This window comes from Bradyrhizobium sp. I71, assembly GCF_022354745.1.
Lineage (GTDB): Bacteria > Pseudomonadota > Alphaproteobacteria > Rhizobiales > Xanthobacteraceae > Bradyrhizobium > Bradyrhizobium liaoningense.
The window spans coordinates 2,205,338-2,230,299 of the sequence record NZ_CP059398.1 but is presented as its reverse complement, the minus strand read 5'-3'; the positions used below and the strand labels follow the sequence as shown (position 1 = coordinate 2,230,299).

Annotated in this window: 24 protein-coding genes and 1 tRNA gene; 14 read left to right on the top strand and 11 right to left on the bottom strand. The window is 65.2% G+C overall.

What is annotated here, in order from left to right:
• Positions 1-315 precede the first annotated feature (315 nt).
• From FJV43_RS11060 to FJV43_RS11020, 9 genes are all read left to right on the top strand, one after another.
• A complete protein-coding gene (locus FJV43_RS11060) occupies positions 316-720 on the top strand; it encodes a VOC family protein (RefSeq protein ID WP_239626922.1) in 405 nt (134 codons plus the stop codon).
• A 368-nt stretch (positions 721-1,088) separates the two neighbouring features.
• Positions 1,089-1,949: a L,D-transpeptidase gene (locus FJV43_RS11055; protein ID WP_239626920.1), complete on the top strand. Its 861-nt coding sequence runs from the start codon at positions 1,089-1,091 to the stop codon at positions 1,947-1,949.
• Positions 1,950-2,039: 90 nt separating this feature from the next.
• Entirely contained in the window at positions 2,040-3,206 is a 1,167-nt protein-coding gene (locus tag FJV43_RS11050; RefSeq protein ID WP_239626918.1) for a cytochrome P450, read from the top strand.
• Positions 3,207-3,566: 360 nt separating this feature from the next.
• Positions 3,567-4,517 carry a sulfonate ABC transporter substrate-binding protein gene (locus FJV43_RS11045; RefSeq protein WP_239626917.1) on the top strand — a complete coding sequence of 317 codons (951 nt, stop codon included), beginning with the start codon at positions 3,567-3,569 and terminating at the stop codon, positions 4,515-4,517.
• Between the two features lie 135 nt (positions 4,518-4,652).
• Entirely contained in the window at positions 4,653-5,816 is a 1,164-nt protein-coding gene (gene ssuD / locus FJV43_RS11040; RefSeq protein ID WP_239626915.1) for an FMNH2-dependent alkanesulfonate monooxygenase, read from the top strand.
• Positions 5,813-6,619 carry an aliphatic sulfonate ABC transporter permease SsuC gene (ssuC, locus tag FJV43_RS11035; protein WP_239626913.1) on the top strand — a complete coding sequence of 269 codons (807 nt, stop codon included), beginning with the start codon at positions 5,813-5,815 and terminating at the stop codon, positions 6,617-6,619. The genes ssuD and ssuC overlap by 4 nt, the downstream gene beginning before the upstream one ends.
• Before the next feature lie 21 nt (positions 6,620-6,640).
• A complete protein-coding gene (locus tag FJV43_RS11030) occupies positions 6,641-7,477 on the top strand; it encodes an ATP-binding cassette domain-containing protein (RefSeq protein ID WP_239626911.1) in 837 nt (278 codons plus the stop codon).
• A 33-nt stretch (positions 7,478-7,510) separates the two neighbouring features.
• On the top strand, positions 7,511-8,092 hold the full coding sequence (locus FJV43_RS11025; RefSeq protein ID WP_028182092.1) for a flavin reductase family protein: 582 nt from the start codon (positions 7,511-7,513) through the stop codon (positions 8,090-8,092).
• Positions 8,093-8,186: 94 nt separating this feature from the next.
• Positions 8,187-8,342, top strand: a complete 156-nt coding sequence (locus tag FJV43_RS11020; RefSeq protein ID WP_028180679.1) for a hypothetical protein — start codon at positions 8,187-8,189, stop codon at positions 8,340-8,342.
• A gap of 117 nt (positions 8,343-8,459) precedes the next feature.
• Here FJV43_RS11020 and FJV43_RS11015 read toward each other — a convergent pair whose 3' ends face one another.
• From FJV43_RS11015 to FJV43_RS10975, 9 genes are all read right to left on the bottom strand, one after another.
• Positions 8,460-9,608: a M20 family metallopeptidase gene (locus FJV43_RS11015; protein ID WP_239626909.1), complete on the bottom strand. Its 1,149-nt coding sequence runs from the start codon at positions 9,606-9,608 to the stop codon at positions 8,460-8,462.
• Positions 9,609-9,919: 311 nt separating this feature from the next.
• A complete protein-coding gene (locus FJV43_RS11010) occupies positions 9,920-11,305 on the bottom strand; it encodes a sigma-54 dependent transcriptional regulator (RefSeq protein WP_028180681.1) in 1,386 nt (461 codons plus the stop codon).
• Between the two features lie 49 nt (positions 11,306-11,354).
• Positions 11,355-11,705 (bottom strand): flagellar motor switch protein FliN, encoded by a 351-nt coding sequence (fliN, locus tag FJV43_RS11005; RefSeq protein ID WP_239626907.1) that lies wholly within the window; start codon positions 11,703-11,705, stop codon positions 11,355-11,357.
• A gap of 3 nt (positions 11,706-11,708) precedes the next feature.
• Entirely contained in the window at positions 11,709-12,332 is a 624-nt protein-coding gene (locus tag FJV43_RS11000) for a FliH/SctL family protein (RefSeq protein ID WP_239626905.1), read from the bottom strand.
• Positions 12,332-13,423 carry a flagellar motor switch protein FliG gene (gene fliG / locus FJV43_RS10995; RefSeq protein WP_239626903.1) on the bottom strand — a complete coding sequence of 364 codons (1,092 nt, stop codon included), beginning with the start codon at positions 13,421-13,423 and terminating at the stop codon, positions 12,332-12,334. The genes FJV43_RS11000 and fliG overlap by 1 nt, the downstream gene beginning before the upstream one ends.
• A 45-nt stretch (positions 13,424-13,468) precedes the next feature.
• Positions 13,469-15,085: a flagellar basal-body MS-ring/collar protein FliF gene (gene fliF, locus FJV43_RS10990; RefSeq protein ID WP_239626902.1), complete on the bottom strand. Its 1,617-nt coding sequence runs from the start codon at positions 15,083-15,085 to the stop codon at positions 13,469-13,471.
• Positions 15,086-15,266: 181 nt separating this feature from the next.
• Complete coding sequence (locus tag FJV43_RS10985; RefSeq protein ID WP_002714638.1) at positions 15,267-15,542, bottom strand: DUF1153 domain-containing protein; 276 nt, start codon at positions 15,540-15,542, stop codon at positions 15,267-15,269.
• Between the two features lie 388 nt (positions 15,543-15,930).
• Positions 15,931-16,638 (bottom strand): flagellar hook capping FlgD N-terminal domain-containing protein, encoded by a 708-nt coding sequence (locus tag FJV43_RS10980; protein ID WP_028180686.1) that lies wholly within the window; start codon positions 16,636-16,638, stop codon positions 15,931-15,933.
• Positions 16,639-16,651: 13 nt separating this feature from the next.
• Positions 16,652-18,253 carry a flagellar hook-length control protein FliK gene (locus tag FJV43_RS10975; RefSeq protein ID WP_239626900.1) on the bottom strand — a complete coding sequence of 534 codons (1,602 nt, stop codon included), beginning with the start codon at positions 18,251-18,253 and terminating at the stop codon, positions 16,652-16,654.
• A 351-nt stretch (positions 18,254-18,604) separates the two neighbouring features.
• Here FJV43_RS10975 and mnmA point away from each other — a divergent pair, with 351 nt between their 5' ends.
• The 4 genes from mnmA (at position 18,605) to FJV43_RS10955 (ending at position 21,408) form a co-directional block, all read left to right on the top strand.
• Complete coding sequence (gene mnmA / locus FJV43_RS10970) at positions 18,605-19,786, top strand: tRNA 2-thiouridine(34) synthase MnmA (protein ID WP_239626898.1); 1,182 nt, start codon at positions 18,605-18,607, stop codon at positions 19,784-19,786.
• A 238-nt stretch (positions 19,787-20,024) separates the two neighbouring features.
• The gene (locus FJV43_RS10965; RefSeq protein WP_239626897.1) at positions 20,025-20,663 is read left to right on the top strand and encodes a class I SAM-dependent methyltransferase; all 639 of its coding nucleotides are present in this window, start codon (positions 20,025-20,027) and stop codon (positions 20,661-20,663) included.
• Between the two features lie 46 nt (positions 20,664-20,709).
• Positions 20,710-21,066 carry a hypothetical protein gene (locus tag FJV43_RS10960; protein WP_239626895.1) on the top strand — a complete coding sequence of 119 codons (357 nt, stop codon included), beginning with the start codon at positions 20,710-20,712 and terminating at the stop codon, positions 21,064-21,066.
• Positions 21,067-21,331: 265 nt separating this feature from the next.
• A tRNA-Met gene (locus tag FJV43_RS10955) sits at positions 21,332-21,408 on the top strand.
• Positions 21,409-21,555: 147 nt separating this feature from the next.
• Here FJV43_RS10955 and FJV43_RS10950 read toward each other — a convergent pair.
• Positions 21,556-22,278: a response regulator gene (locus FJV43_RS10950; RefSeq protein WP_239626894.1), complete on the bottom strand. Its 723-nt coding sequence runs from the start codon at positions 22,276-22,278 to the stop codon at positions 21,556-21,558.
• A gap of 605 nt (positions 22,279-22,883) precedes the next feature.
• Between FJV43_RS10950 and FJV43_RS10945 the strand changes: the two genes are divergently transcribed.
• Positions 22,884-23,186 carry a hypothetical protein gene (locus FJV43_RS10945; protein WP_239626892.1) on the top strand — a complete coding sequence of 101 codons (303 nt, stop codon included), beginning with the start codon at positions 22,884-22,886 and terminating at the stop codon, positions 23,184-23,186.
• A 307-nt stretch (positions 23,187-23,493) separates the two neighbouring features.
• On the opposite strand, the gene FJV43_RS10940 is transcribed toward FJV43_RS10945, so the two are convergent.
• Complete coding sequence (locus FJV43_RS10940; protein ID WP_239629393.1) at positions 23,494-24,840, bottom strand: glycosyltransferase; 1,347 nt, start codon at positions 24,838-24,840, stop codon at positions 23,494-23,496.
• Between the last annotated feature and the right edge of the window lie 122 nt (positions 24,841-24,962).

The window sequence follows — 24,962 nt, the reverse complement described above, 5'->3', positions numbered from 1 at the left end:
GCACCTCCCCCCGACCTTCGGACACGCATTCGGCATTCCTGCTCCGGTCGTATCTCCCAGCGAAAATGATATTCTGATCAGGAAGCCAAGCAGGGAATGTCTGTATTTGGCCGTGCCTGACCTTGGCCCAAAGCGCCGCAAGGTCCGCTTCCTTTAGCTGACCCGAACAGGGCGATGCGAGCGGGCAAAGGCGGACCCACTACGGTCATTGTTGTGAGCAAAAGTGGAACTTCCATCGAACCAGGCGGTGTCGTCGATCCCTAGTATCAATGTGTATGGAGACGACCGCGCCTAAGACTTGGGAGGAGAGCGGGCATGCTAATAAACGCCAAGGTGGCAGCCAGGCTTCCCGCCCGGGACCTGAATCGGGCGCGGGCGTTCTATTCGGAAAAACTTGGGCTTGATCCGGTCGAACAGCGTGAGGGTGGGCTCCGCTACGTCTGTGCGGGCGGTGAGTTTGCGATCTTCGTCTCGGCTGGAATGCAATCCGGCACGCACACGCAGATGGCCTGGGAAGTCGAGGACATCGAGACAACCGTGCGCGAGCTTCGTGCCCGGGGAGTTGAGTTCGAGGAGTATGACCTGCCAGGACTGAAGACCGTTGATGGGATCGCAGAAATTACCGGGAATTATCCCAGCAAGGGTATCGGTGAGAGGGGCGCTTGGTTCCGCGACAGCGAAGGCAACGTGCTGGGAATCGGGCAGCCAATCCGATCATAAGGTACGCTCCGCACGTCTGCAGTGGGCCCGAAGGCGAAGATTGTGATGGCGTCTGGCCGCGTCAGCGGTCGAGGTTAGATCGGACTTGGCAGAACCCAAGCCAAATCGACGCGATTGGCCCCGAAGCCGCGGTTCATGAAGGGCGGCGTGTCCGCTCCGCCGGGCGATTCAAATCTCGACTCGTTCCACGACGAGAAGCGCGCGTTCATGCCGCGGCCTGAATAGCAGACGGTACTCCCGGTTCCTGTGTTGCCGAACAGGAGTTCAGCGTTAACCACAGCTAACGGTTCCGGTCTGAGCGAAATCGCTTGGAAGTTTCTTAAATTTTGCTGGGTACCTCTCTTGGGCATGGTGACCTGGGGAGAGACGTGAGCAAGCGGGCCAAACGTGGAAAGGCGGAGACGCTCGCGCTGCCGATGGCCGCGAGAGTTGCCATGGGCGCGGTGGCCGTCGCCGCATTGGGCTACGGTTTGCTGTCCCGTCCGGCGAGCGTGCAGCAGGCGAAGAAGCCGTCCGCACCACAAGCCCAGGCATCGTCAACGCCCGTTTACGTGGCCACCCCGGTTCATGCATCAGCGCCGGCTCCGGCTCCTGCTCCGATTCCGGCCCCGGCGCCTCTGGTCGAACCGCCAAAAGCCGCTGAAGGTCCCGGAGCATTCGTTCGGCAGGTGGTCGACTATGCCAGCCGCCAGCCGCCGGGCACCGTGATCATCGATACCAAGAACACATTCCTTTATTTCGTTCTGAACGACGCGCAGGCGATGCGTTATGGCATCGGTGTCGGCCGCGAAGGTTTCACATGGTCCGGTGAGCAGACTGTGGCCCGCAAGGCCGAATGGCCGGATTGGCATCCGCCTGCGGAGATGGTGTCACGTCAGCCTTATCTGCCGCGGTTCATGGCAGGTGGCCCCGGCAATCCGCTCGGCGCCCGGGCGATGTATCTGGGCGAGACCGAATATCGAATTCACGGCACCAACAATCCCGCGACGATTGGGAAGAAGGTGTCGTCTGGCTGCATCCGGCTGACCAACGAGGACGTCACGGATCTCTACGAGCGGGTGAAGGTCGGAGCGAAAGTGATCGTGCTTCCGGCGACCGCTGCCCGTCGTCCGGGAACGCCGCCCGATGCCGCCTTCCGATTGCCGGATCCGGCATCGCCGTCAAAGCGGCCCCTGGCGGCCAACGCGCAGATGCCGTCATCCGGACCGAAGATCGCCGAGGCCCGGTAACTCCAATGCCGCCCGTCCCTATCGTTAGGGACAGACGCCGGCGTCGGACCTCGCTAGTCTCCTGGAAACGAGACTCCAGGAGGGACCGCCTTGAGCACCGCGCCGCGCATCGACATCGACCCGGCCGCCTTCTGGGCCGATCCCTATCCGATGCTCGCGAAGATGAGGCGAGAGGCGCCGATCGCGTTCGTGCCGCAGCTCGGCTCGACGCTGCTGACGAGCCGCGACGACATCTCGATCTCCGAGAAGCAGATCGACGTGTTCTCCTCGCACCAGCCCGCCGGCCTGATGAACCGGCTGATGGGCCACAACATGATGCGCAAGGACGGCGAGGCGCACCAGGTCGAGCGCCGCGCGATGTTTCCGACGGTCTCGCCGAAGACGGTGAAGGCGCACTGGACCGCGCTGTTCCAGGCCCATGCCGACCGCATCCTCGATGCGATCAAACCGGGCCGGATCGATTTCATGCGCGACTTCGCGCTGCCCTTCTCCGGCGAGTGCCTGAAGTCGATCACCGGCCTCACCAATATCGGCTTCGGGGCCATGGATGCGTGGTCGCAAGGCATGATCGAGGGCATCGCCAACTATGCCGGCGACCCCGAGGTCGAGGCGCGCTGCCATGCCGCGACGTCGGGCATCGATGCCGCGATCGACGACATGCTGCCGGTGATGCGCAAGCATCCCGACCAGAGCATTCTCGGCGTGCTCCTCGCCTCGGGCATGCCGATGGAGAGCGTGCGTGCCAACGTCAAGCTCGCGATCTCGGGTGGCCAGAACGAGCCGCGCAAGGCGATCGCCGGCACGGTGTGGGCGCTGCTCACCCATCCCGAGCAACTCGATCTCGTGCGCAAGGGCGAGGTGTCCTGGCTGCAGGCCTTCGAGGAATATGCCCGCTGGATCTCGCCCATCGGCATGTCGCCGCGGCGGATCGCAAAGCCCTGGAGCATCCGCGACGTCTCGTTTGAGACCGACGAGCGCGTATTCCTGATGTTCGGCTCCGCCAACCGCGACGAGAAGCACTTCGAGCGCGCCGATGCGTTCGACGTGAGACGAGACACCTCCAAGAGCGTCGCCTTCGGCGCCGGCCCGCATTTCTGCGCCGGCGCCTTCGCCTCCCGCGCCATGATCGCCGACGTCGCGCTGCCGACCGTGTTCGCCCGCGCCAAACGGCTCGAATTGGCCGATGACGAGGAAGTGCGGATCGGCGGCTGGGCATTTCGTGGGCTGCTCAATCTGCCCGTGAGATGGCAGCACTAGCTGCCGAGGGCCTGCCTGCTCCTCCTGCCGCACGATGACATTCTGTCACTGTATTGCCCGACGGGTCAAGTGAGATTCGGCAAATACGAAATATGTTTCGAAACAAGACCTTGGCTACTGTGCATGGGGTTGTTCTCGCATTTCTTTGGTCTTGGGTCCCTGTGCGCTGCGATTGTCACATTCGCGTGCGGAAAAATTCGCTCTGCATTCGCTCCGCGGATTGAAAGATTAATCATGCCCCGCGCCTCGCGCGCAGTGCTCGCATCGCTATTTTTCCGCACGTCTCGACACCCGCAATAAGCCGCACCATCATTCGGGCAACGCGAATGAATGACGGCCGCATGCGGCCGGGAGTGTGGAATGCGGCGTCGAGACTTTCTGAGACTTTCCGTCGGAACTGCGGCCGTCGCCGCGTTCGCCTCGCGCGTCAACGCGCAAGGCGCGGTGAAGGAAATTCGTATCGGCTACCAGAAGAACGGCGTGCTGGTCGTCGCGCGCCAGCAGGCCGCCTTGGAAAAACATTTCGCCCCGCAAGGCATCGAGGTGAAGTGGGTCGAGTTCTCCTCGGGGCCTCCGATGATGGAGGCGATGAACGTCGGCAGCGTCGACTACGGCGCGGTCGGCGATTCCCCGCCGGTGTTCGCCCAGGCCGCGGGCGCCGCGATCGTCTATGCCGCCGGCCAGCCCATCACCAACGGCCAGGGCATCCTGGTGCCGAAGGATTCGCCGATCCGCACCATCGCCGAATTGAAAGGCAAGCGCATCGGCTTCACCAAGGGCTCCAGCGCGCACAACATCGTGGTGCAGACGCTGGAGAAGGCCGGCCTCACCTATGCCGACATCACGCCGGTCTACCTGACGCCACCTGACGCCGGCCCTGCCTTCGCCAATGGCAGCATCGAGGCCTGGGCAATCTGGGATCCTTACTTCGCGATCGGCGAGACCAGGCAGAGCGGCCGCATCCTGATCAATGCGCGCGAGGTCACCAAGACCAATTCGTTCTACATCGCCAACCGCGACTTCGCGAAGAACCACGGCGCGATCCTGCAACAGATCGTCGACGTCACCACCGCGACCGCCAGATGGGCCGAGCAGCACCGCGACGAGGTCGCGAAATCGCTCGCTGCGGTCACCGGCATTCCCCTCGACATCCAGACCATCGCCGCGAACCGTTCGTCATTCGTGGTCGGCCCCGTCACCGACGACATCGTCGCGACCCAGCAGGGCGTCGCCGACCGTTTCCACAAGCTCGGCCTGATCCCGAAGCCGATCGTGATTCGCGACATCGTCTGGCGCAACCCGGCAGCCTGATCGTGCCGACCGGCCTTCCCATCCACAGGGGTTTGAACATGAGACGTATCATTCAGCGTCCGATCGCGGCCATCGTGCTCTCGATCGGCATCGTCGCCGCCGCGGTCGGCACGACTTACGGTTAGGAGCACATCCATGAGCCAATCCAAGAGCAATATCCTCTGGTTCCTGCCGACCCATGGCGACGGGCGCTATCTCGGCACCGGCATCGGCGGCCGCGAGGTCGACTTCAACTATCTGCGCCAGATCGCGCAGGCCGCAGACCAGCTCGGCTATTTCGGCGTGCTGATCCCGACCGGCCGGTCGTGCGAGGATTCCTGGATCGTCGCCTCGAGCGTGGCGCCGTTCACCGAGCGGCTGCGCTATCTCGTGGCGGTCCGTCCCGGCCTGCAATCGCCGAGCGTGGCGGCGCGCATGACGGCGACGCTCGATCGCATCTCGAACGGCCGGCTCCTCGTCAACGTCGTCACCGGCGGCGATCCGGTCGAGAACAAGGGCGACGGCGTCTTCCTCGGCCATGACGAGCGCTATGAGGTCACCCGCGAGTTCCTGGGCGTCTACAGCGACCTGCTCGCCGGCAAGACCGTCAATGTCGAAGGCAAGCACATCCGTGTCGAGGGCGGCAGGCTGCTGTTTCCTCCGGTGCAGTCGCCGCGGCCGCCGCTCTATTTCGGCGGTTCGTCCGATGCCGGCATCGATGTCGCCGTGGACACCGTCGACAAATATCTCACCTGGGGCGAGCCGCCGGCGCAGGTCGCCGAGAAGATAGCTAAGGTGAGGGAGGTCGCCGCCGCGCGCGGCAGGAAACTCTCCTTCGGCATTCGCCTTCACGTGATCGTGCGCGAGACCAATGAAGAGGCCTGGAGCGCGGCGAACGAGCTGATCAAGCATGTCAGCGACGAGACCGTCGCGCTGGCGCAGAAGAACTTCGCCCGCATGGATTCCGTCGGCCAGCAGCGCATGGCGCAGCTTCATGGCGGCAGGCGCGACAAGCTCGAGATCGCGCCGAACCTGTGGGCCGGTGTCGGCCTCGTGCGCGGCGGCGCCGGCACGGCGCTGGTCGGCGACGCCCGGACCGTCGCGGCCCGCATCAGGGAGTATCAGGATCTCGGGATCGATACCTTCATCATGTCGGGCTATCCGCATCTGGAGGAAGCCTATCGCTTCGCCGAGCTGGTGTTCCCGCTGCTCTCGCTGGAGCAGCCGAGCAACGTGACGAAGCTCCATTTCAACGGCGGTCCGTTCGGCGAGACGGTCGGCAGCGATCTCCGTCCGCAGCACCGGGTGTCGCAGTCATGAGCCTGATCGACAGCGTTTCGCTTCCGCGCAGCCTGCGCCTGCCGCGCCTCGACGGCCTGATCCAGTGGATCGTGCCGCTCGCCATCATCGCGATCTGGCAGGTCGCGAGCGTCACCGGCTTCGTGCCGACCCGCGTGCTGCCGGCGCCGAGCGACGTCGTGCTGGCCGGCTGGAAGCTGCTGCTCTCCGGCGAACTCGTCCGCAACATCTGGGTCTCGTTCTGGCGCGCCTCGATCGGTTTTCTGATCGGCGGCAGCATCGGTTTTGCGTTCGGCCTCGCCAACGGCCTGTCGCAGCTCTCGGCAAGGCTCACCGACACCACGCTGCAGATGGTGCGCAACGTGCCGCATCTGGCGCTTATCCCGCTCGTCATCCTCTGGTTCGGCATCGACGAGAGCGCAAAGCTGTTCCTGGTGGCGCTCGGCGTCTTCTTCCCGATCTATCTCAACACGCTGCACGGCATCCGCACGGTCGATCCCCAGCTGATCGAGATGGGGCGCATCTACGGCATGACCGACGGCGAATTGTTCCGCCGCGTGATCTTCCCTGGCGCGCTGCCCTCGATCTTCGTCGGCATCCGCTTCGCGCTCGGCATCATGTGGCTGACCCTGATCGTCGCCGAGACCATCGCGGCCTCCTCGGGCCTCGGCTACATGGCGATGCAGGCGCGCGAGTTCATGCTGATCGACGTCGTCGTGCTCTCGATCCTGATCTACGCCCTGCTCGGCAAGCTTGCCGACAGCGCCTCCCGCGTGCTGGAGCGCCTGACGCTCTCCTGGCACCCCGCCTTCCAGAAACGTTGAGCAAGAAATACTGGGAATCACATGCAGACAGCGCTTCGTACCTCTCTTCCCGAGACCGAGCTCGCCAGCCGGGCCAATTTCGTCCCTCATGCGCGTGCCGTGCACGAGGAGCGTCCGGTTCACACCGGCGGCCGGCCGCTCAGCATCCGGGGCTTGCGCAAATCCTTCGGCGCCAACGAGGTGCTGCGCGGCATCGATCTGCACATCCCCGCCGGCCAGTTCGTCGCGATCGTCGGCAAGAGCGGCTGCGGCAAGAGCACGCTGCTGCGTCTGATCGCCGGCCTGGACGAGATCGATGCCGGCAGCATCAGCTTCGGCGGTGACGTCCAGCCCGAAGACATCCGCGTGATGTTCCAGGAGCCGCGGCTGCTGCCCTGGGCCCGCGTGCTCGCCAATGTCGAGGTCGGCCTCGGCCGCGATCGTGCCTCCGGCAATGCGCATGCGCGTGCCGAGAAAGCCTTGAGCGAGGTCGGTCTCGCCGACAAGCGCGACCAATGGCCCTCGGTGCTGTCGGGCGGCCAAAAGCAGCGCGTCGCGCTCGGCCGCGCATTGGTCTCGCGCCCGCGCGTGCTCGCCTTCGACGAGCCGCTCGGCGCGCTGGACGCACTGACCCGCATCTCGATGCAGCGGCTCCTGGAACGCGTCTGGCGTGACCAGGGCTTTACCGCGATCCTGGTGACCCACGACGTCTCGGAAGCCGTCGCCTTGGCGGACCGGGTGCTGGTGATCGAGGAGGGCCGGATCGCCCATGACGTCACCGTCAACGCGGCCCGGCCACGCCAGCGCGGCTCGGCCGAGCTCGCAAGCCTTGAAGGCTCGATCCTCAGCCACCTTTTGTCGGCGGACGATCGTACCTAAATAAGAGGGATCCCCGCTTCGGGGAGCAATGCCATGAATGTAGTGCCCCGCGATCTCATGACCGAAATCCCCGTCTCGTCTGCCGATTTTCGCGGCGCCATGCGCCACCTCACCGGCGGCGTCAGCGTCATCACCGCCGGGCGGGGCAAGGATATTACGGGCATGACGGTGACCTCGGTCACCTCGCTGTCGGTGGAGCCGCCGACGCTGCTGGTCAGCATCAACCGCGATGCGTCGTCCTTTCCGCTGATCAAGCGCCACGGCGCCTTCGGCGTGAACATCCTCAACGCCGACCAGCTCGAGATTGCCGAGCGCTTTTCCGGCAAGGGCGGGTTGAAGGGCGCCGATCGCTTCGCAGGCGCCAAATGGGTGACGGCGGTCTCGGGCGTTCCCCTGCTGTTCGGCGCATTGTCCGCCTTCGATTGCGAGGTCGAGGAGATCGTCGAACGCCACTCGCACGGCATCGTCATCGGCCGTGTCAGGGACATCAGGAGCTCGGCCCGCACAGCTGCACTGGCCTATTGGCACGGCCAGTATGTGGCGGTCGACCAGGACGAGGACGCGGCCAGGCTTGCGGATGTCAGCCTTCCCGCGCGCGGCCGGCGCGGCATTTGATCGCCGCGCGTGTCGGCGCGGAAGGCTGGCCTTTTCCCCGTCGTCGCTCTAGAAGCGCCTGAACCCCCATGCGGGACGGCAATGGAGCGGATCGATGAAACGCGTTGCGACCTGGGCCTTCTACGCCGTCGGCGCGCTTGCGATCGCCTATCTCGCGCTCTACGCCTACGCGATGTTCTCAGGCTCTCCGATCGTGCCGGGCGACCCCATCCACATCTTCCGCAAGCCCGACGCGCCGAGTTATTCGTAGAACTTGGTCGGTCTCGTAGAGTGGGCAAAGGCGCCCTTGCGCCGTGCCCACCATCTTTCCCGCAGGTGACGGAAGTGGTGGGCACGCTTCGCTTTGCCCACCCTACGGCAGCTGCATTCACCCCCGCAAGATCGCCAGCGCGAGCGCCTGTGCGCGCGGCACGATGCTGTCGAGCTCGAGATATTCCTCCGGCGTGTGCGCGAGCCCGCCGACCGGGCCGAGGCCGCAGATGGTCGGCGTGCCGACCGCGGCCGTGAAGCCGGAATCAGCACAGCCGCCGGAGAATTCGCCCTGGAGCGTGGTGAGGCCGACCTGTCTTGCGGCGGCCTGATAATTTTCGAACAGCGCTTTCGAATCCGGGCTCTGCACCACCGGCACGAACTCGCCCTTGATCGTCAGCGTTGCACTCGTGCCCGGCACGTAGGAGGTCGCGACAATCGTCTCGATTGCGGCCATCACCCTCGCGCGATGCGCCGGATCGACGTAACGCAGGTCGATCTGGCCCTCGGCGTAGGGCGCCGTGGTGTTGACGGACTGGCCGCCCGAGACGAGGCCGACATTCAGCGTGATGCCCTTGTCGAGATCGGTCAGCGCATGGATCTGCACGATCTTGTGTGCGAGCTCGCCGATCGCGCTGATGCCGGCGGCGAAATTGGCGCCGGAATGGGCGGCCTTGCCGGTGATGCCGAGATGCATGAAGATGCCGCCCTTGCGGCCGGTGACGATATTGCCGGTGGGGCGGCCCGGCTCGGAATTGAACACCGCGCGCGCGGCGCGTCCTTCACGTTCGATCACCGGGCGTGAGGAGGGCGAGCCGATCTCCTCGTCCGAGGTGATCAATACCTTGATCGGGTGCGGTGAGCCGCCGAATTTGTGGAAGGCGGTTGCCACGAACACGTTCATGACGAGGCCGGACTTCATGTCGGCGACACCCGGTCCATAGGCGCGGCCATCTCTGATCGTGAACGGACGCCGCCCGGCCTCGCCCTTGCCGAACACGGTGTCGCGATGCCCCATCAACAGCACGGGCTTCTCGTTGCTGCCGGGCTTTGCCACCTCGGCATGGATCGCATCGCCGAAAGTGGCGTTGGCCTCGCGCCGGAATGGAATGCCGTGCTCGGCAAAATGCCGCTCGAACCGCGCGCCGACCGCGTCGACGCCTTCCTTGTCGTAGGACCCGGAATCGATGTTCACGACGTCGCGGAGCAGATCGATCATCGCCTGCCGCTGCGACGCCAGCCAATCCGTGATTTGAGCTTCAGACATGTGGTCCCTCGCGTGGTTTTCGGGCGTGGTTATAGGGCGTTGTGCCGGCTTGACCTAGTCGCCGAATGCGGCTCCCCTTTGCATTCGAAGCAGCCGAAGTTCTCTCACCGTCACCCTGAGGTGGCCGCTTCTTCAGCGGCCCTCGAAGGGCGACGGCCCGGCTGTGGCCGTTCATCCTTCGAGGCTCCGCACGCGATGGGTTCGCATCGCGCTTCGCACCTCAGGATGACGGGGTGAGTATTGGTGCGCGCCAAACAAAAATGCCCGGGACTGAGCCCGGGCATTTGCATCCTCGATGTTCGGCAGGAGCGCTACGCCCCCATCATCGGCATGCGCGGATACTCGCCCGGCGTTCCCGCGGGCGGGATCGGGATGCCGCCGTCGGCATATTCGTTGAGCTTGTTGCGCAGCGTGCGGATCGAGATGCCGAGGATGTTGGCGGCATGGGTCCGGTTGCCGAGGCAGTGCTTCAGCGTCTCCAGGATGAGGTCGCGCTCGACATCGGCCACGGTGCGCCCCACCAGCGCCCGCGTCACCTGCTCGGCGGCCATGGTGGCATGCGCCACGGCCGGCGCGGTCTTGGCGAGATCGAGGCGGTCGCCGTCCGGCGTGATGATGGCGTCGGGTCCGATCTCGTCGCCGTGCGCCATCAGCACCGCGCGGTGCATGGTGTTTTCGAGCTCGCGGACGTTGCCCTGCCAGCGGTTGCCGGAGAGCACGCGGCGGGCTTCCGCCGAGATCGGGCGCAGCGGCACGCCGTTGGCCTCCGCATACTTCTTCACGAAATGCTGGGCGAGCTCCAGGATGTCGGCAGGGCGCTCGCGCAGCGGCGGGATCTTCAGATTGACGACGTTGAGGCGGAACAGCAGGTCCTCGCGGAACGTGCCCTCGCGCACGGCTTCGACGAGGTTGCGGTTCGAGGTGGCGATGATGCGGATGTCCACCGGCACCGGCTTGGTGCCACCGACGCGGTCAATCACGCGCTCCTGGATGGCGCGCAGCAGTTTCGATTGCAGGCGGACGTCCATCTCCGAGATTTCGTCGAGCAGCAGCGTGCCGCCGGTCGCTTCCTCGAACTTGCCGATCCGGCGCGCGACTGCGCCGGTGAAGGCGCCCTTCTCGTGGCCGAACAGCTCGGACTCCAGGAGGTGTTCGGGGATCGCGGCGCAGTTGATGGAGATGAACGGGCGTTTGGCGCGCGCCGAGCGGGTATGGACGTAACGGGCCAGCACCTCCTTGCCCGTGCCGGATTCCCCCGTGATCATCACCGATGCGTCGGAGCCGGCGATCTGCTGGGCAAGCTTGATCACCTTCGCCATCGCCTCGTCGCGATAGACCAGCTCGCGGGAATCGTTGGCGACCGCGGCGAGCACCGCGGCGATCAGTTCCGGGTCCGGCGGCAGCGGGATGTATTCCTTGGCACCGGCGTGGATCGCGGCGACCGCGGCGCGGGCGTCGTTGGTGATGCCGCAGGCGACGATCGGGGCGTGGATGTGCTCGGCCTCCAGCCGCAGCACGAGGTCGCGGATGTCGAGGGCGACGTCGACCAGCAGGAGGTCGGCGCCCTTGCCGCCGCGCAGCACGCGCATCGCCTGCTCGTGATCCTCGGCATGGGTCACGGTGGCGCCGTTCTCCATCGCGATCTTGGTGGCGGTGGTGAGCTGGCCCTTCAATGTGCCAACGATGAGAAGCCGCATGTCAGTCTCCTGTCCGTCTGTTCGCGCTGCCGCGCGTCATGTCCTTGTGCTAGCCGCGTTCGGCCTTGATGATTTCCGTCATGGTGACGCCGAGCTTGTCCTCGACCAGGACGACCTCGCCGCGGGCGACCAGCTTGTTGTTGACGTAGATGTCGATGGCTTCGCCGACGCGCCGGTCGAGCTCGAGCACGGTGCCTGGTCCGAGCTTCAGGAGCTCGCCGACGTCCATCTTGGAGCGGCCGAGCACGGCCGAGACCTGCACCGGCACGTCGAACACCGCTTCGAGGTCGGCGGCGGCACGCGCCGCATATTCGTCCTCGCTGTAGCCGACGTCGGTGCCGGTCGGCGGCATCGGGCCGTTGAGATCGGGCAGCGGGACCTGTCCGTCTGTTTCGCTCATGGCTTAATTCCCCCTGCGGGACGCGATATAGCGCCCGACCATTTCGTCGATCTTGGCCGCGATGGCGCCGCGCTCCAGCACGACGCCGCCATCGGCCCATTCGATCCGGCAGTCGCCGGTGGCGATTTCCGGCTCGGCCAGGATCACCAGGCGGCCCTCGAAGCCGCTCTGCTTGGCGAGCTGCTCGATCTTCTCTCGCGCGGCGTCGTAAAGCGCATCGTTGATGCGGACGACGAGATGCGGCGTCGCGACCAGATGCGAGAAGCAGTCCTTGACCAGCGCTATGACCTCGCCGAGCGGCTCGGCGGCGACGAGATCAGCGCACAGCTTGCGCGCCACCGCGACCGCGACCTCGACAGCCTCGGTCTCCATCCTGGTCTCGATGTTGCCGATGCCGGAGGCGACGCCCCGAATTGCGATGTTGATCTCCTCCATGGCGAGCGCGACGCGGCGGTCGCTCTCGGCCTTGGCCTCGTGCTGGCCGGCGGCAAAGCCCTGCTGGTAGGCGCGCGCCTCGGCTTCCGCGATCTTCTGGGCGATCTCGGCTGCGGTCGCGGCCTTCTCGCGCGTCGTCCGCTCGGGCGCCGCGAAGTCGGTATCGAACAGGAATTTTGCCGGAGCGGCCATCAGTACACCAGCTCGTCGTCGGCGCGGTTCTTGGTCAGCATGATCTCGCCCTTGGCGGCGAGATCCTTGGCGAGATTGACCAGAAGCGCCTGCGCTTCGTCGACGTCGCGCAGGCGCACCGGGCCCATCGCCGCCATGTCGTCCTGGAGCATCTTGGCCGCGCGCGAGGACATGTTGCCGAAGAAGAAGTTGCGGACGTCCTCGTTGGCGCTCTTCAGCGCGACGCCGAGCTTGTCCTTGTCGACGTTTCGCATCAGGGTCTGGGCGGAGCCGGAATCGAGCTTCACGAGGTCGTCGAAGGTGAACATCAGCGCCTTGATGCGCTCGGCCGATTCGCGGTTGTCCTCTTCCAGCGAGGTGATGAAGCGGGTTTCGGTCTGGCGGTCGAAATTGTTGAAGATCTCCGCCATCACCTCGTGGGCGTCGCGGCGGCGGGTCTGCGACAGGTTGGACATGAATTCGGTGCGCAGCGTCTTCTCCACGCTCTCGATCACCTCCTTCTGCACCGCTTCCATCTTCAGCATGCGGTTGACGACGTCGAGCGCGAGCTCCTCGGGCAGGATGCCGAGCACGCGCGCCGCATGCTCGGACTTCAGCTTCGACAGCACCACGGCGATGGTCTGCGGATATTCGTTCTTGAGGTAGTTGGCGAGGACCTCTTCCTGCACGTTGGAGAGCTTCTCCCACATGTTGCGTCCCGCGGGGCCGCGGATCTCATCCATGATGCCGTTGACGCGCTCCGGCGGCAGATATTGCTGGAGCAGGCGCTCGGTGGCGTCGAAATTGCCCATCAGTGCGCCGGAAGCCGACATGCGCGAGACGAATTCGAGCAGCATGTCCTCGACGGTTTCGACCTCGACGGTGCCAAGCGTCGACATCTCCAGCGAGAGCTGGCGCACCTCGTCGTCGTCGAGCAGGCTCCAGATCTTGCCGCCATATTGCTCGCCCAGCGCCAGCATCAGGATCGCAGCACGCTTCGGCCCGGCCAGCGCCTCGGACTTGCTGCCCCCGCGGCTGCCGGCGCGCTGGCCCAGCGTGGAGATCACGCTGGTGATGTCATTCGAATTGGCGTTTTGCAGGGAGGCGGCCATGTCAGATCACTTCTTGATGCACTTGGCAGAGTTGCGTGGCTTGGGTTATTTCGCGGGTTCGGTAAGCCATTGGCGGATGATGGCGACGGTTTCGTTGGGGTTGCGCTCGGCGAGCTCGCCGACGCGATGAACGGACTGGGCGTGGACCTGGCCCTGGATGGTGGCGACGTCGATGGCGCTGGCGGCGCCGCTCGGCAGCAGCGGCTGGCCGGAGGCCGGCGCGGCCTCTTCCGACGCGGCGGGGCCCGTCAGCACGCCGGAGATGGCGGCGGCGACCTCGTCGGAGGCGAGGATGCGCTTGACCAGCGGGCGGATCACCAGGAACAGCACGACCAGGCCGAGCAGCATCATTACGCCGAGCTCGACGAAGTACATGACGTCGTCCTTGGTGAACTGGAGCATGCCGAGGAAGCCTGAGGACTCGCCGACCGGCGCGGTTGAGGGCGCGTCGGCAAAGCGCAGATTCACGACCTCGACCTGGTCGCCGCGCTTCTGGTCGAAGCCGATCGCCGAGCGCACCAGGGTGGCGATGCTGTCGAGCTGCTCCTTGGTGCGGTCCTGATAGGCCAGCTCGCCCTTGTCGTTCTTGCTGTAGATGCCGTCGACCAGCACCGCGACCGAGATGCGGTTGACCCGGCCGGCTTCGGTCACCTCGGTCTTGGTGGTGCGGGAGATCTCGTAATTGTTGGTCTCTTCGGACTTCTTGCTCTGGTCCTTGGCGACGGCGGCGGCGTTGTTCTGCTGGTTGCCGGGCAGCTCGTTGTTGACGGTGACCTGGCCGTTGTTGTCGGCGGTCATGCTCTGCTCTTCGCGGGTCTGGCTCGAGCGCAGCACGCGGCCTTCGGGGTCGAACTTGTCCGAGGTCTGGGTGATCTTGTTGAAGTCGAAATCGGCGGAGAGCTGAACGCGGGCGCGGCCCGAGCCGACCACGGAGGACACGATGTCCTCGACCTGCTTGCGCATGCGCTTTTCGAAGGCGATGCGGCGCTCGTCTCCGACCGTCTGCTCCGGATCGGTCGCCGCGCCGTCGGCGAGCAGCTGGCCGGCCTCGTCGACGATCGAGACCCGCTGCGGCTTCAGCCCGTTGACGGCGGAGGCGACGAGATGGCGGATGGCGCGGATCTGCTGGGCTTCCAGCGAGCCGCGGACGCGGACCACGATCGAGGCCGACGGCTCCGGCGCCTCGCGCGCAAACAGCGGGCGCTCGGGCAGCACCAGATGGACGCGCGCGGCCTGGATGCGGTCGATGGCGCGGATGGTGCGGGCGAGCTCGCCCTCCAGCGCGCGGAGATGATTGATGTTCTGGACGAAGGAGGTGGTGCCGAGTGCGTCCGACTTGTCGAACACCTCGTAGCCGACGCCGCCCCCCTTGGGCAGGCCGCCCTCGGCAAGCTTCATCCGCAGCCGCGTGACCTTGTCCTTGGGCACCATGATGATGGAGCCCTCATTGCGGATCTCGAACTGGATGCCCTGGCGTTCCAGGTCCTTGATGATGCTCGAGGAATCCTCGACGCTGAGGTCCGTGAACAGCGTCGTCATCTGCGGCGTGGTGACGCGCATGATGACGAAGGCGAAGAAGCCGATGAGCGCGGCAGTGACCGCGATCATCGCCCCGAACCGGGCGGCACCGATACTCTTCAGAAAGTCCGCAAGCCCTTGCAAGCAACCGCCCCAACAGATTCGGCCGCTTTCACCGGAAAGGCCGAGTGGGCAATTATTGCCTAGGTGATGGTTTCGATATGGTTAACGAGAGTTAAGAGGTCGGACAAAACTGCATCATCAAAAAAATCGGCCTCGCAGGGCGAGGCCGATTTTCGTCAAAAGCAGCAGATTTCCGGATCGCCTACTGGCGATATTGCTGGATGCGGGTGGTGCGAAGACCCGCCAGACCGTGCTGGTCGATGGAAAACTGCCAGGAGAGGAATTCGTCGACCGTCAGGGTATAACGGCTGCAGGCCTCCTCGAGCGAGAGAAGCCCACCACGGACAGCGGCGACGACTTCGGCCTTGCGGCGGATGACCCAGCGTTTGGTGCCCGGAGCAGGCAGATCCGCGATCGTCAACGGACTGCCGTCCGGCCCGATGACGTATTTTACCCTCGGGCGATGGGGTTCTGTCATGGCGTACTCACAAACTCTCAACCACTGAACTCACGCCAGTAACCCTACGCCCCGCGGCTTAAAAATCCGCTAAGCCTAAGGCTTCAATACAATTCTCGTTGAAACTTGCGGGAACACGGCCGTCTCGACGGCGGGAGACGCGATTCCGGCGGGCCAAGCGGGACAGAAGGTAAATACTTTAATAACGAACCGGACCCGAGCGCGGTGCCGCCGACGCCCCAACCGTCGTCCCGGGGCGCGCGTAGCGCGAGCCCGGGACACCCATAACCCTAGGGAGTAGTTCTTACGAAGACTCGGGGTTACTGCCTCACGCGAAAACGACTTCCTGGGGTTATGGATCCCCGCTTTCGCGGGGATGACACTGAATTTGTCGTTGCAGCGTTTCCCCTCAATAGGCGCTTGTCGCGATGATGCTCTTGACCTGGCTCAGCGTGTAGCTGGCACCGTCGATGGTGAGCAGCGGCGGCGACTGGGTCAGGTCGACCGACGACACCACGCCCTGCACCTGCGCGGCGATGCCGACATTGTTGTTCGCCACGTCCTTGCCCGTGGCCGAGATCGTGTACTTGCCGTCGGGCCATTGCGTGCCGTCATTGCCCATGCCGTTCCAGGTGAAGGGAATGTCGGTGCCGGCGGAGGAGCTGTATTTGCCGGTGAACACGGTCTGGCCGCTGGAATTGGCGATGGAGATCTCGACGGTGGAGTCCGTCGGCACGTTGAGATGCCAAATCGCCGCCGAGTTCGTCATGCTCGTCGTCGAGCCGTCGACCAGCGCGGTCTTGCCGACGAAGCCCAGCGCCTGGGTCGCCTGCGTGGTCTGCTGGAGGGTGACGAGCTGGGCCAGCGAATCGTTGGTCTTGAGCTGCTGCTCGACGCCGGCGAACTGCACCAGCTGCTGGGTGAACTGGTTGGTGTCGAGCGGATCCAGCGGGTTCTGGTTCTGGAGCTGCGTCGTCAGCAGCGTCAGGAAGGTCTGGAAGTTGCCGGCGAGCGTCGACCCCGTGGTCGAGCTCATCGAGTTCGACGAGGAGGATTTCGGGATGTCGGTCGTCCCGGAGACGACGGAAGGGGCGGTGGCGGCATTCGTGGTGGCCATTTTCGAATACTCCTCACACTCTGATGTCGACGCCGCTGCTCGATCCGAGCATGCGGCCGTAGCCGCGTCCGACGGGCGCGGCGGCAACTGTTTCGTCCTCGCTGATGATCAGCCGGCGGGCATTGCCGCCATTCTCGTGATTCTGCCCGGAATTCTGGCCCGATGAATTCTGGTCGCGCAGGCTGAAGGACAGCCCGTTGCTGCCGGTCTTGAAGCCTGCATCGTCGAGCGCGCGCTGCAATTGCGGTGCGTCCTGCTTGAGCATCGAGAGCGTCTCCGGCTTCTCCACCGTGAGATGCGAGGTGACCTGGCCGTTGCGGTCGACATTGATGCGGACGTCGATGCGGCCGAGCTCGGCCGGGTCGAGGCTGATGTCGAACCGGGACTTGCCGGCGCGAATGGCAGCCGCGATCTCGATCGGCACGCCGCTGATCGGCACGGTCGCATGGCTTGCCGCGGTCGCGGTGAGCGTCGCGGTCGATGCTGTGGCGGCCGAGGTCGTATTGGTCAGCGGCGCCTGCACGGCGGAAGCGGCCTGCGCGCCGGTATCCGTCGGGGCGATGGTGGCTTGCGTGCCCGCATGCGCGTGCGTGGCTGGCGCGCCCTGTGCCGGGTCGGCGGCGCGGTCGGCGAGGGCTGCCTTGGCCTCGGTCGCTCCGCCATCTGCCTGCGGCTTTGCGGTTTGCGGATGCGCGGCCGTCGCGGTCGCCGGAGCCTGCGCGGCGTTCGTCTTGCCGGTGTCCTGGCCGATATTCGAGACGTCGGTCTGGGCCTGCGCGGTTGCGGCGTCCTTGAACGAGGTCTTCGGCGTGCCCTGGCTGGCGGCGGCGATCAGTCCGCCATTGGCCTTTGCATCGGTCGCGGTCGCCTCGCTCGCGCCGGTCGCGGTCTCGCCGAGCGTCGTCGTGGTCTCGGCATCGATCTCGGCGCCTGCGGCCTTGGCGCTCTTGTCGCCGGCGGTATCGGTCTTGTTGCCGGCGATCTGCGCCGCAGTGGAGGCACTGGCGGCAAGACCTGCTGCGGCGATCGTCAGCGGCGAGGCGGCGGCATCGCCGGCCTGGCTCGTAGCCGCATTCGGATCGGCCGGCACAACGGGCGCGGCAACGACAATCGCGTTCGGATCGGGCAGGGCGGGCTGCGTCGCATCGGTCGGCGCGGCGGCAGCCGCGTCGACAGTGGTGGTGAGGGCGTCGGTGCCGTCGGTCTTGTCGCCCTTGGTCTCGTCGGATTCGTCCGCCGATTTGGCGTCCGATGTCTCGGACTTGTCCTTGATCTTGCCGGCGTCCTTGGCGGGATCACTGGCCGCGTCGCTCTTGTCGTTCTTCGCCGGCGCAGACGTCTCGGTATCGTCGCTCGCCCTGCTCTGCGAAGACTGCTCCGTGGAAGAGGTGTCGCGCGGACTCCGGTCGGATGCCGTGGAGGATGACGTCGAATCGCTCCGGCGCGCCGTATCCTGCGCCTGCGCCTTGTTGCTGATTGCCTGGGTATTGCTGTCGACCAGCGAGCCGAAAGCGTCGCTCGCGGGCGTGTCCTTCGAGGCTTGCGACCGGGCAGGCTTTTGCTGCGCGCTCTGGACTTGCACGCTTGCCACGACATCTGACGTACGACCAACCACAGGCGACCCCTTGGAAGCAACTTCGGACAAGGCGTAGCAAGGAGCGGGCCAGCGTCTCTCCATGTAGATTTATGCAGCAAAATCAATGTGTTGATTGTTTATGCCGCCGCCCGGCAGCGCGCCGCGCCCCCCGCCATTTCTGCCGGCCCCGGCAAGAATTGCCCTAAGCTGGCCGCCCGCGTGATTGCTTCACCGGAATGCCGCCTATATTAAAGAGGTCACTCTCAGCCGCTTTCGACTTGGGCAGCCGTGCCCTTCGGGAACTAAAGTTCCGGGGGATCGCCGATGCCCCGCGAGAAGGCACAGGAATCGCGGATCGCGCTACGCCGCCGTCACAACGCTTTAAGGCCCATGCTGAACAGTCTGGATCTCGAAGGCCGTCCCGAAGACACCAGGGTCGTCGTCGCCATGTCGGGCGGCGTCGATTCTTCGACGACGGCTGCGCTGCTGAAGGCGGAGGGCTACGACGTCGTCGGCATCACGCTGCAGCTCTACGACCATGGCGCGGCGACCCACCGCAAGGGCGCCTGCTGCGCGGGCCAGGACATCCACGACGCCCGCGATGTCGCGGCCAAGCTCGGCATTCCCCATTACGTGCTCGACTACGAGGACCGTTTTCGCGAGTCCGTCATCGACAACTTTGCCGACTCCTACGCGCTCGGCGAGACGCCGGTGCCGTGCGTCGAGTGCAACCGCTCGGTCAAGTTCCGCGATCTCCTGAAGACCGCGCGTGAGCTCGGCGCGCAGGCGCTCGCGACAGGCCATTATGTTGCCTCCCGCCGCCTGCCCGATGGCTCGCGGGCGCTGGTCTGCGCCGCGGATGCCGACCGCGACCAGAGCTATTTCCTGTTCGCGACCACGCGCGAGCAGCTCGACTTCCTGCGCTTTCCGCTCGGCGACATGACCAAGCCGCAGACCCGCGAGCTGGCGCGCCGCTTTGGGCTCGTGGTCGCCGACAAGCACGACAGCCAGGACATCTGCTTCGTGCCGACGGGCCGCTACACCGACATCATCACGCGCCTGCGTCCGAACGCGATGGACCCCGGCGACATCGTCGATCTCGACGGACGCGTGCTCGGCCGGCACAACGGCATCGCCAATTTCACCGTCGGCCAGCGCCGCGGCCTCGGCATCGCATCCGGTTCGCCGCTGTTCGTGGTGCGGCTGGATGCAGCACACCGCCGCGTCGTCGTCGGTCCGCGCGATGCGCTGAAGATGCACCGCATCGTGCTGCGCGACGTCAACTGGATCGGCGATGGCGACATCGACAGCGCGATCGGCGGCGGCCTCGAGATGTTCGTGCGCGTGCGCTCGACCCGCAGCCCCCAGCCGGCGTGGCTGCGCGGCGGCAATGGCCAATACGAGGTCGAGCTCGTCGCCGGCGAGGAGGGCGTCTCGCCCGGCCAGGCCTGCGTTTTCTACGACGCAGCCAGCGGCCAGGCCCGCGTGCTCGGCGGCGGCTTCATCCAGAGCGCCGCGGCGAAGGTCGGCGCGGCCACCTCGCGCCCGCTGGCGGAAGCGGTCCGCGGCTGAGCAGCATGAGCCGGAAAAGTGTGAGCGGTTTTCCGACAAGATCATGCGCAAGACAATGACGACATTCAGCGCAGCTGGTCGGGCTGGGGTCACCTCTCCCGCAGGGAGAGGTCGGATCGCATCGATAGATGCGATCCGGGTGAGGGGTTACGGTCCACTGTATGCCGCGGCCCCTCACCCGGATTGCTGCGCAATCCGACCTCTCCCCGTCGGGGAGAGGTGAAGTAAGGGCAGGGGCATGGCAGCAGACATCTCGCGGGCCGGGGTCGAGAAGGCCTATGGCCGCTGGGCGCCGGTCTATGATCTCGTGTTCGGCAAGGTGTTCGACGCCGGAAGGCAGTCGACCATCGCGGAGGCCGACCGCATCGGCGGCCGCATTCTCGACGTCGGCGTCGGCACCGGGCTTTCGCTCTCCGACTACGCGCGCACGACGAAGGTATGCGGCGTCGACATTTCCGAGCCGATGTTGCGCAAGGCGCAGGCGCGCGTGCGCGCGCTTCGCTTGAGCAACGTCGAAGTGCTCTCGGTGATGGATGCGAAGAACCTCGCCTTCCCCGACAACGCCTTCGACGCGGTGGTCGCGCAATATGTCATCACTGCCGTGCCCGATCCCGAAGGCACGCTCGACGAGTTCGTCCGCGTGCTCAAGCCCGGCGGCGAGCTGATCCTCGTCAACCACATCGGCGCCGAGAGCGGCCCCCGAAAGCTGTTCGAACTCGCCTTTGCTCCCATCGCCCGCCGCCTCGGCTGGCGCCCGGAATTCCCGTGGGCTCGCCTCGTCAACTGGGCCGCCAGGCACGGCGGCATCACCCTCACCGAGCGCCGCCCCATGCCGCCGATGGGCCATTTCTCGCTGATCCGCTACCGCAAATCGTGATTGCATGACATGGGAACAGGGGACGCCGCGCGGGCGTTTCCTTTCCATGCGCACGACATCACACATCATTCTGGCCGGCCTCCTGATCGCCGCTTCAGGCAGCGCGATCGCGCAGGCCCCGCCCGCCCCGGCGACGCCGCCGCAACAGACCGCGCCGCCGTCCCCGCAACACGCGGTGAACTGCACGCCGCAGGACCGTCCGAATCGTCAGGCCGACGGCACCACCACCGGCCAGTCCCGGGAACCGCTCGGCGATAGGCTGGCCAAATCCGACGGCGTGCTCTGCCCGCCCTCAGGCATCGACCCCGAGATGCACGCGCCGGCCCCCGACACCGGCGGCAACACCCCCGTGATCCCGCCCCCCGGCAGCCCCGGCGGCGATCCGAATGTGAGGCCGAAATAGGCCTTTAGTCCCCCAGAATCTCGTCGTGCCCGGGCTTGTCCCGGGCATCCACGTTCCTGGGCTGCGAATGAAGGCGTGGATGGCCGGGACAAGCCCGGCCATGACGAAGGTATTGAAAAAGAGGCCGTATTCGCCAAGTGGCTTGTGCGACCTGGCCTCGGCGAGGCCGGAAAAAGGCGGCCCACTTTGCTTGACTTCCCGCCGCCCGCTTCTTTATATGCCGCGCGTTCGCGAGATCGGCCTCAGTCGCCGCCGCGATCCCTGTGGCGGGGTAGCTCAGCTGGTTAGAGCACGGGAATCATAATCCTGGGGTCGGGGGTTCGAGTCCCTCCCCCGCTACCAATCGTTCGATTTTGCCCGCTGAACTGCGATTTGCTGCGATCTCATCCGCTAGCGCTAGGAAGCCGACCCGATGCGTGAATTGCGTCGGCTGATAGGGCCGCGCATACGGTCGGGGAACCCCGTTCCTGGATACATGCGCATCGCGCTTCAGAACGGATCTACGGGAACCGCGAAGATATAGCCGACGCCGCGTTCGGTCTGAATGACGCGCGGCGCACTCGGATCGACCTCCAGCTTGCGCCGCAGCCGCAGCACCTGAACGTCGATGCTGCGGTCGAAAATGTCTTCATGAATGCGCGTCGCCTGAAGCAGATGCTCGCGGGTCAGGGGACGCTGTGGCGCCTCGAGGAACGCGAGCAGCAAGGCATATTCTCCCTTGCTGAGCGGGACCTGCGCTTGACTGGGATCGATGAGCTTTCGGCCACGCCGTTCCAGCTTCCACCCATTGAAGCGATAGCCTCCGCGCTCGGGATCGCGGCCGCGCGCGGCTCGGCCTATCTCCTGCCGCCGCAACACCGCCCGAACGCGTGCCAGCAGTTCGCGCAGCGAGAACGGCTTGACGATGTAGTCGTCGGCGCCGAGCTCGAGCCCGACGATGCGATCGATTTCGTCTGGGCGGTGGCCCGTCGTGATGATGACAGGCACATCGGAATGAGAACGGATCTCCCGCAGCACATCCAGACCATCGTCCTGACCAAGGCGAAGGTCGAGAATGATCAGGCTGGGCCGGCCGGCCTCGAAATGATGCTTGAGTTCGGACCTGTTGCACGCCGCCCTGGTCGGGACATTGTGCTCCTCCAGATATTTCATCACCATCTGTCGCAAGGCGGGATCGTCATCGACAACTACGACGTGGCCAACTGCATGCATACTTCACTCAAAAATCCGCTATCTCATCCTGATCCCTGAGGATACCAGGGTCGAATCCAAACGAGCGCAATTCCCCCGGCAAGCCGCCAGCGAGATCCTGGCCGTGACATTCACGACCATCCTCATGGAACAAGAGGCACTGGCCATCGCGTAGCGGTCTCGCCTTCCTCAACCCGCACGATCAGAGCAGCGTGATGTCTCGGTCATCAATTGCCGCTTCCGACCAAAATCGCCGCCGTATCTCTGCGGCGCGCCGAACGGCGCTCTTCCGACTACGAGCGCAGAATTACCGTCCCATTTCAGGCCCGGCACCCTGCGTTACAATCGTAATCCAAGTGCGTCATTGCGGCTCGCGTGGTGCGGCTCGCCATCAATCTCCCCGGCAATGAGCCCACGCTCGAGGGGAGAGACTTCTCCACACCATCGGCGAGCCGCATGCTTCGTGTCGCTCCCGCGCAGGAGCGACTATGGCCGGTCCGAACGATCAGGCGGTTTCAGCGGTAGCGCGATATCGCGCACGCGAAGTCCTGATGTAGCGCGCACGTCCTATCCATGACAGGCGGTCGTTCGCAACCGGGACGATCGACGTGAATCGAGATAAGGGAATGCCGATGTACAAACGATTTGGGCGGCGGACGGCGGTCGCCGCTTCGTTGCTGTTCAACTGGGTGCCCGCCCTTGCGGCCGATGCAAACACGACCAGTGCGGTCCACGGGATCGCAGCCTGCTCGCTTGGCCAGGATCAAGCCTCGGAGCATGCCGGCACGTTCCGCCAGGCTCCCATAGGTCACCGGCAGCCGCGGCCAGGCGACATTCCTGAGGGGATGCGTCTGTCGCCGCTTGAACTGGAGCTCAGACAGATCGATGAGGAGGTCGATCGCAGACTGATCATCTGCCGCGGCTGTTGAACCCCAAGCCGTCCAGGGCGGACACGGCGCTCGAGCGCCTCGATGGGCAATGCGCCAACTGCGTCAAGAATTTACGCTATCGAACTCGATGCCTCACGCTTGACTGCGTGGAGGTGACAGCGCCCGTTCGTGTGGCACTCGTGTCCATTCCGAGCCGAAGGATTTCCCTTGGCCGCAGAACGAGACAAGGCGCCCGCCGGAAGCGGGCGCCTTGAGGGAATGGTTCACCAGGGGCCATTCGATCGGGTTTCTCTCCTATGCGATAGCCCGGACAAGAGAGGGGATCGTTTCCCAACCCAGGGCTATGTCACCTTGCTGCTCGGCGGGAGCGGGCGGGCTTCATGGTGGCGGCGCGCGGCTGCGCGCGTCGTTGGCTTTCCAGACGGCGGATGGTCCGGACAACCTCCGAGCGCGTGTCGATGCTGGCGAATTCGTCGGCCATTTGGGTGGCGCGCATGCGGTAGGAAGGACGATCGAGCACTGTTCGCGTTGCCTCTCGCAGTGCTTCAGATGTCGGTGCGTTGGTCGCCAGGTTGATCCCGACGCCCGACCACGCCACGCGTGCGTTGACGTCGGCCTTGTCCTCGATCAGGCCCGCCGTAACCAGAGGGATTCCGAAGCTCAGTGCCTGGTTGACGGTGCCATAGCCTCCGTTGGTGACGAGTGCATCCACGCGGGGGAGCAGCCATTCGAACGGCAGATAGCTGGCAAGCCGCGCATTGGAGGGTATGGGTCCGGGAATCGTTTCAATCGGTCGGCCGCCGGCGGTGGCGACAACCAGCAAGTCGGGCTCGTTGGCGAGAGCCGCAAGTGTTGGCGCGAGCAGGAGCCCGAAATTGTGGTTGGTCACGGTACCCTGCGTGACCAGGACGACCTTGCGTGAACCGTCCAGCTCGTGCGCCCAAGGCGGCAACGGGGCCTGATTTCGGATGATGGGCGGCGTTCCGACGAAATGCACCGTGGGTGGAAGCTCGCGCGGGAATTCGAGGCCCGGCACTGACAGCTGCAAGTAGGCATCGGCCAGGCTGACGACGGAATGAAAGAGCGGCACCGACACCGGTCCCACGCCGTAGGTCTTCAGCACCTCGTTCAGTTTGCGCAGGACGGGCTGGTTGACGTTGGCGTCGCGCTCTCCCGCCAGGACGGCGTATTGCTCGCGCTGATCCTTCGTCGTCGCGGGTGGCAGGCCAACGAAATCCGGTGCGCCGTCATCGCGCTTCCAGTGCAAGAACGATGTGCCGCACAGCACGATCGGCGGCCTCATCTCGCGCGGTCCGAGCAGCATCGGCAGGACGCCGAACAGCAAGTCATCGCCGACGATGACGTCGGCTTGAAAGTGCTTCAGCGCCTCGCGAAGGCCTCGGTCCTGGGCAGGGATGGCATCGACGAAGAGGCGTTCGCAGACGATGCGCAGCCACTGGGATCCCGGTGGGATATCCTTCAGTTCGGGAATCGGCGAGGGCAGATCCCGCCCGTCGAAATCGGCGTTGGCCGGAAGAGGAAGGAATTGCGCGCCGCTGGCTTCGATGCGATCGCGAAATGCGGTCCCGGTCAGGAAGGCGATCTCGTGGTCGTCGTCGAGAAGTATCCGCGTGATCGCGAGCATCGGACTGATGTGGCCCGCCGCAAGCGTCGAAGCGATGAGAATCTTCATTGTTGGCCTCTGATTGTCGAACCTCGACCGTGGCTGGTCGACTAGCAGAGGGAGGGTGCTAAGCCGACTGTTACGGCCAAGCTTCGGCGCGGCCTCCAATTGGTTACGGCGGAAACGCAGCA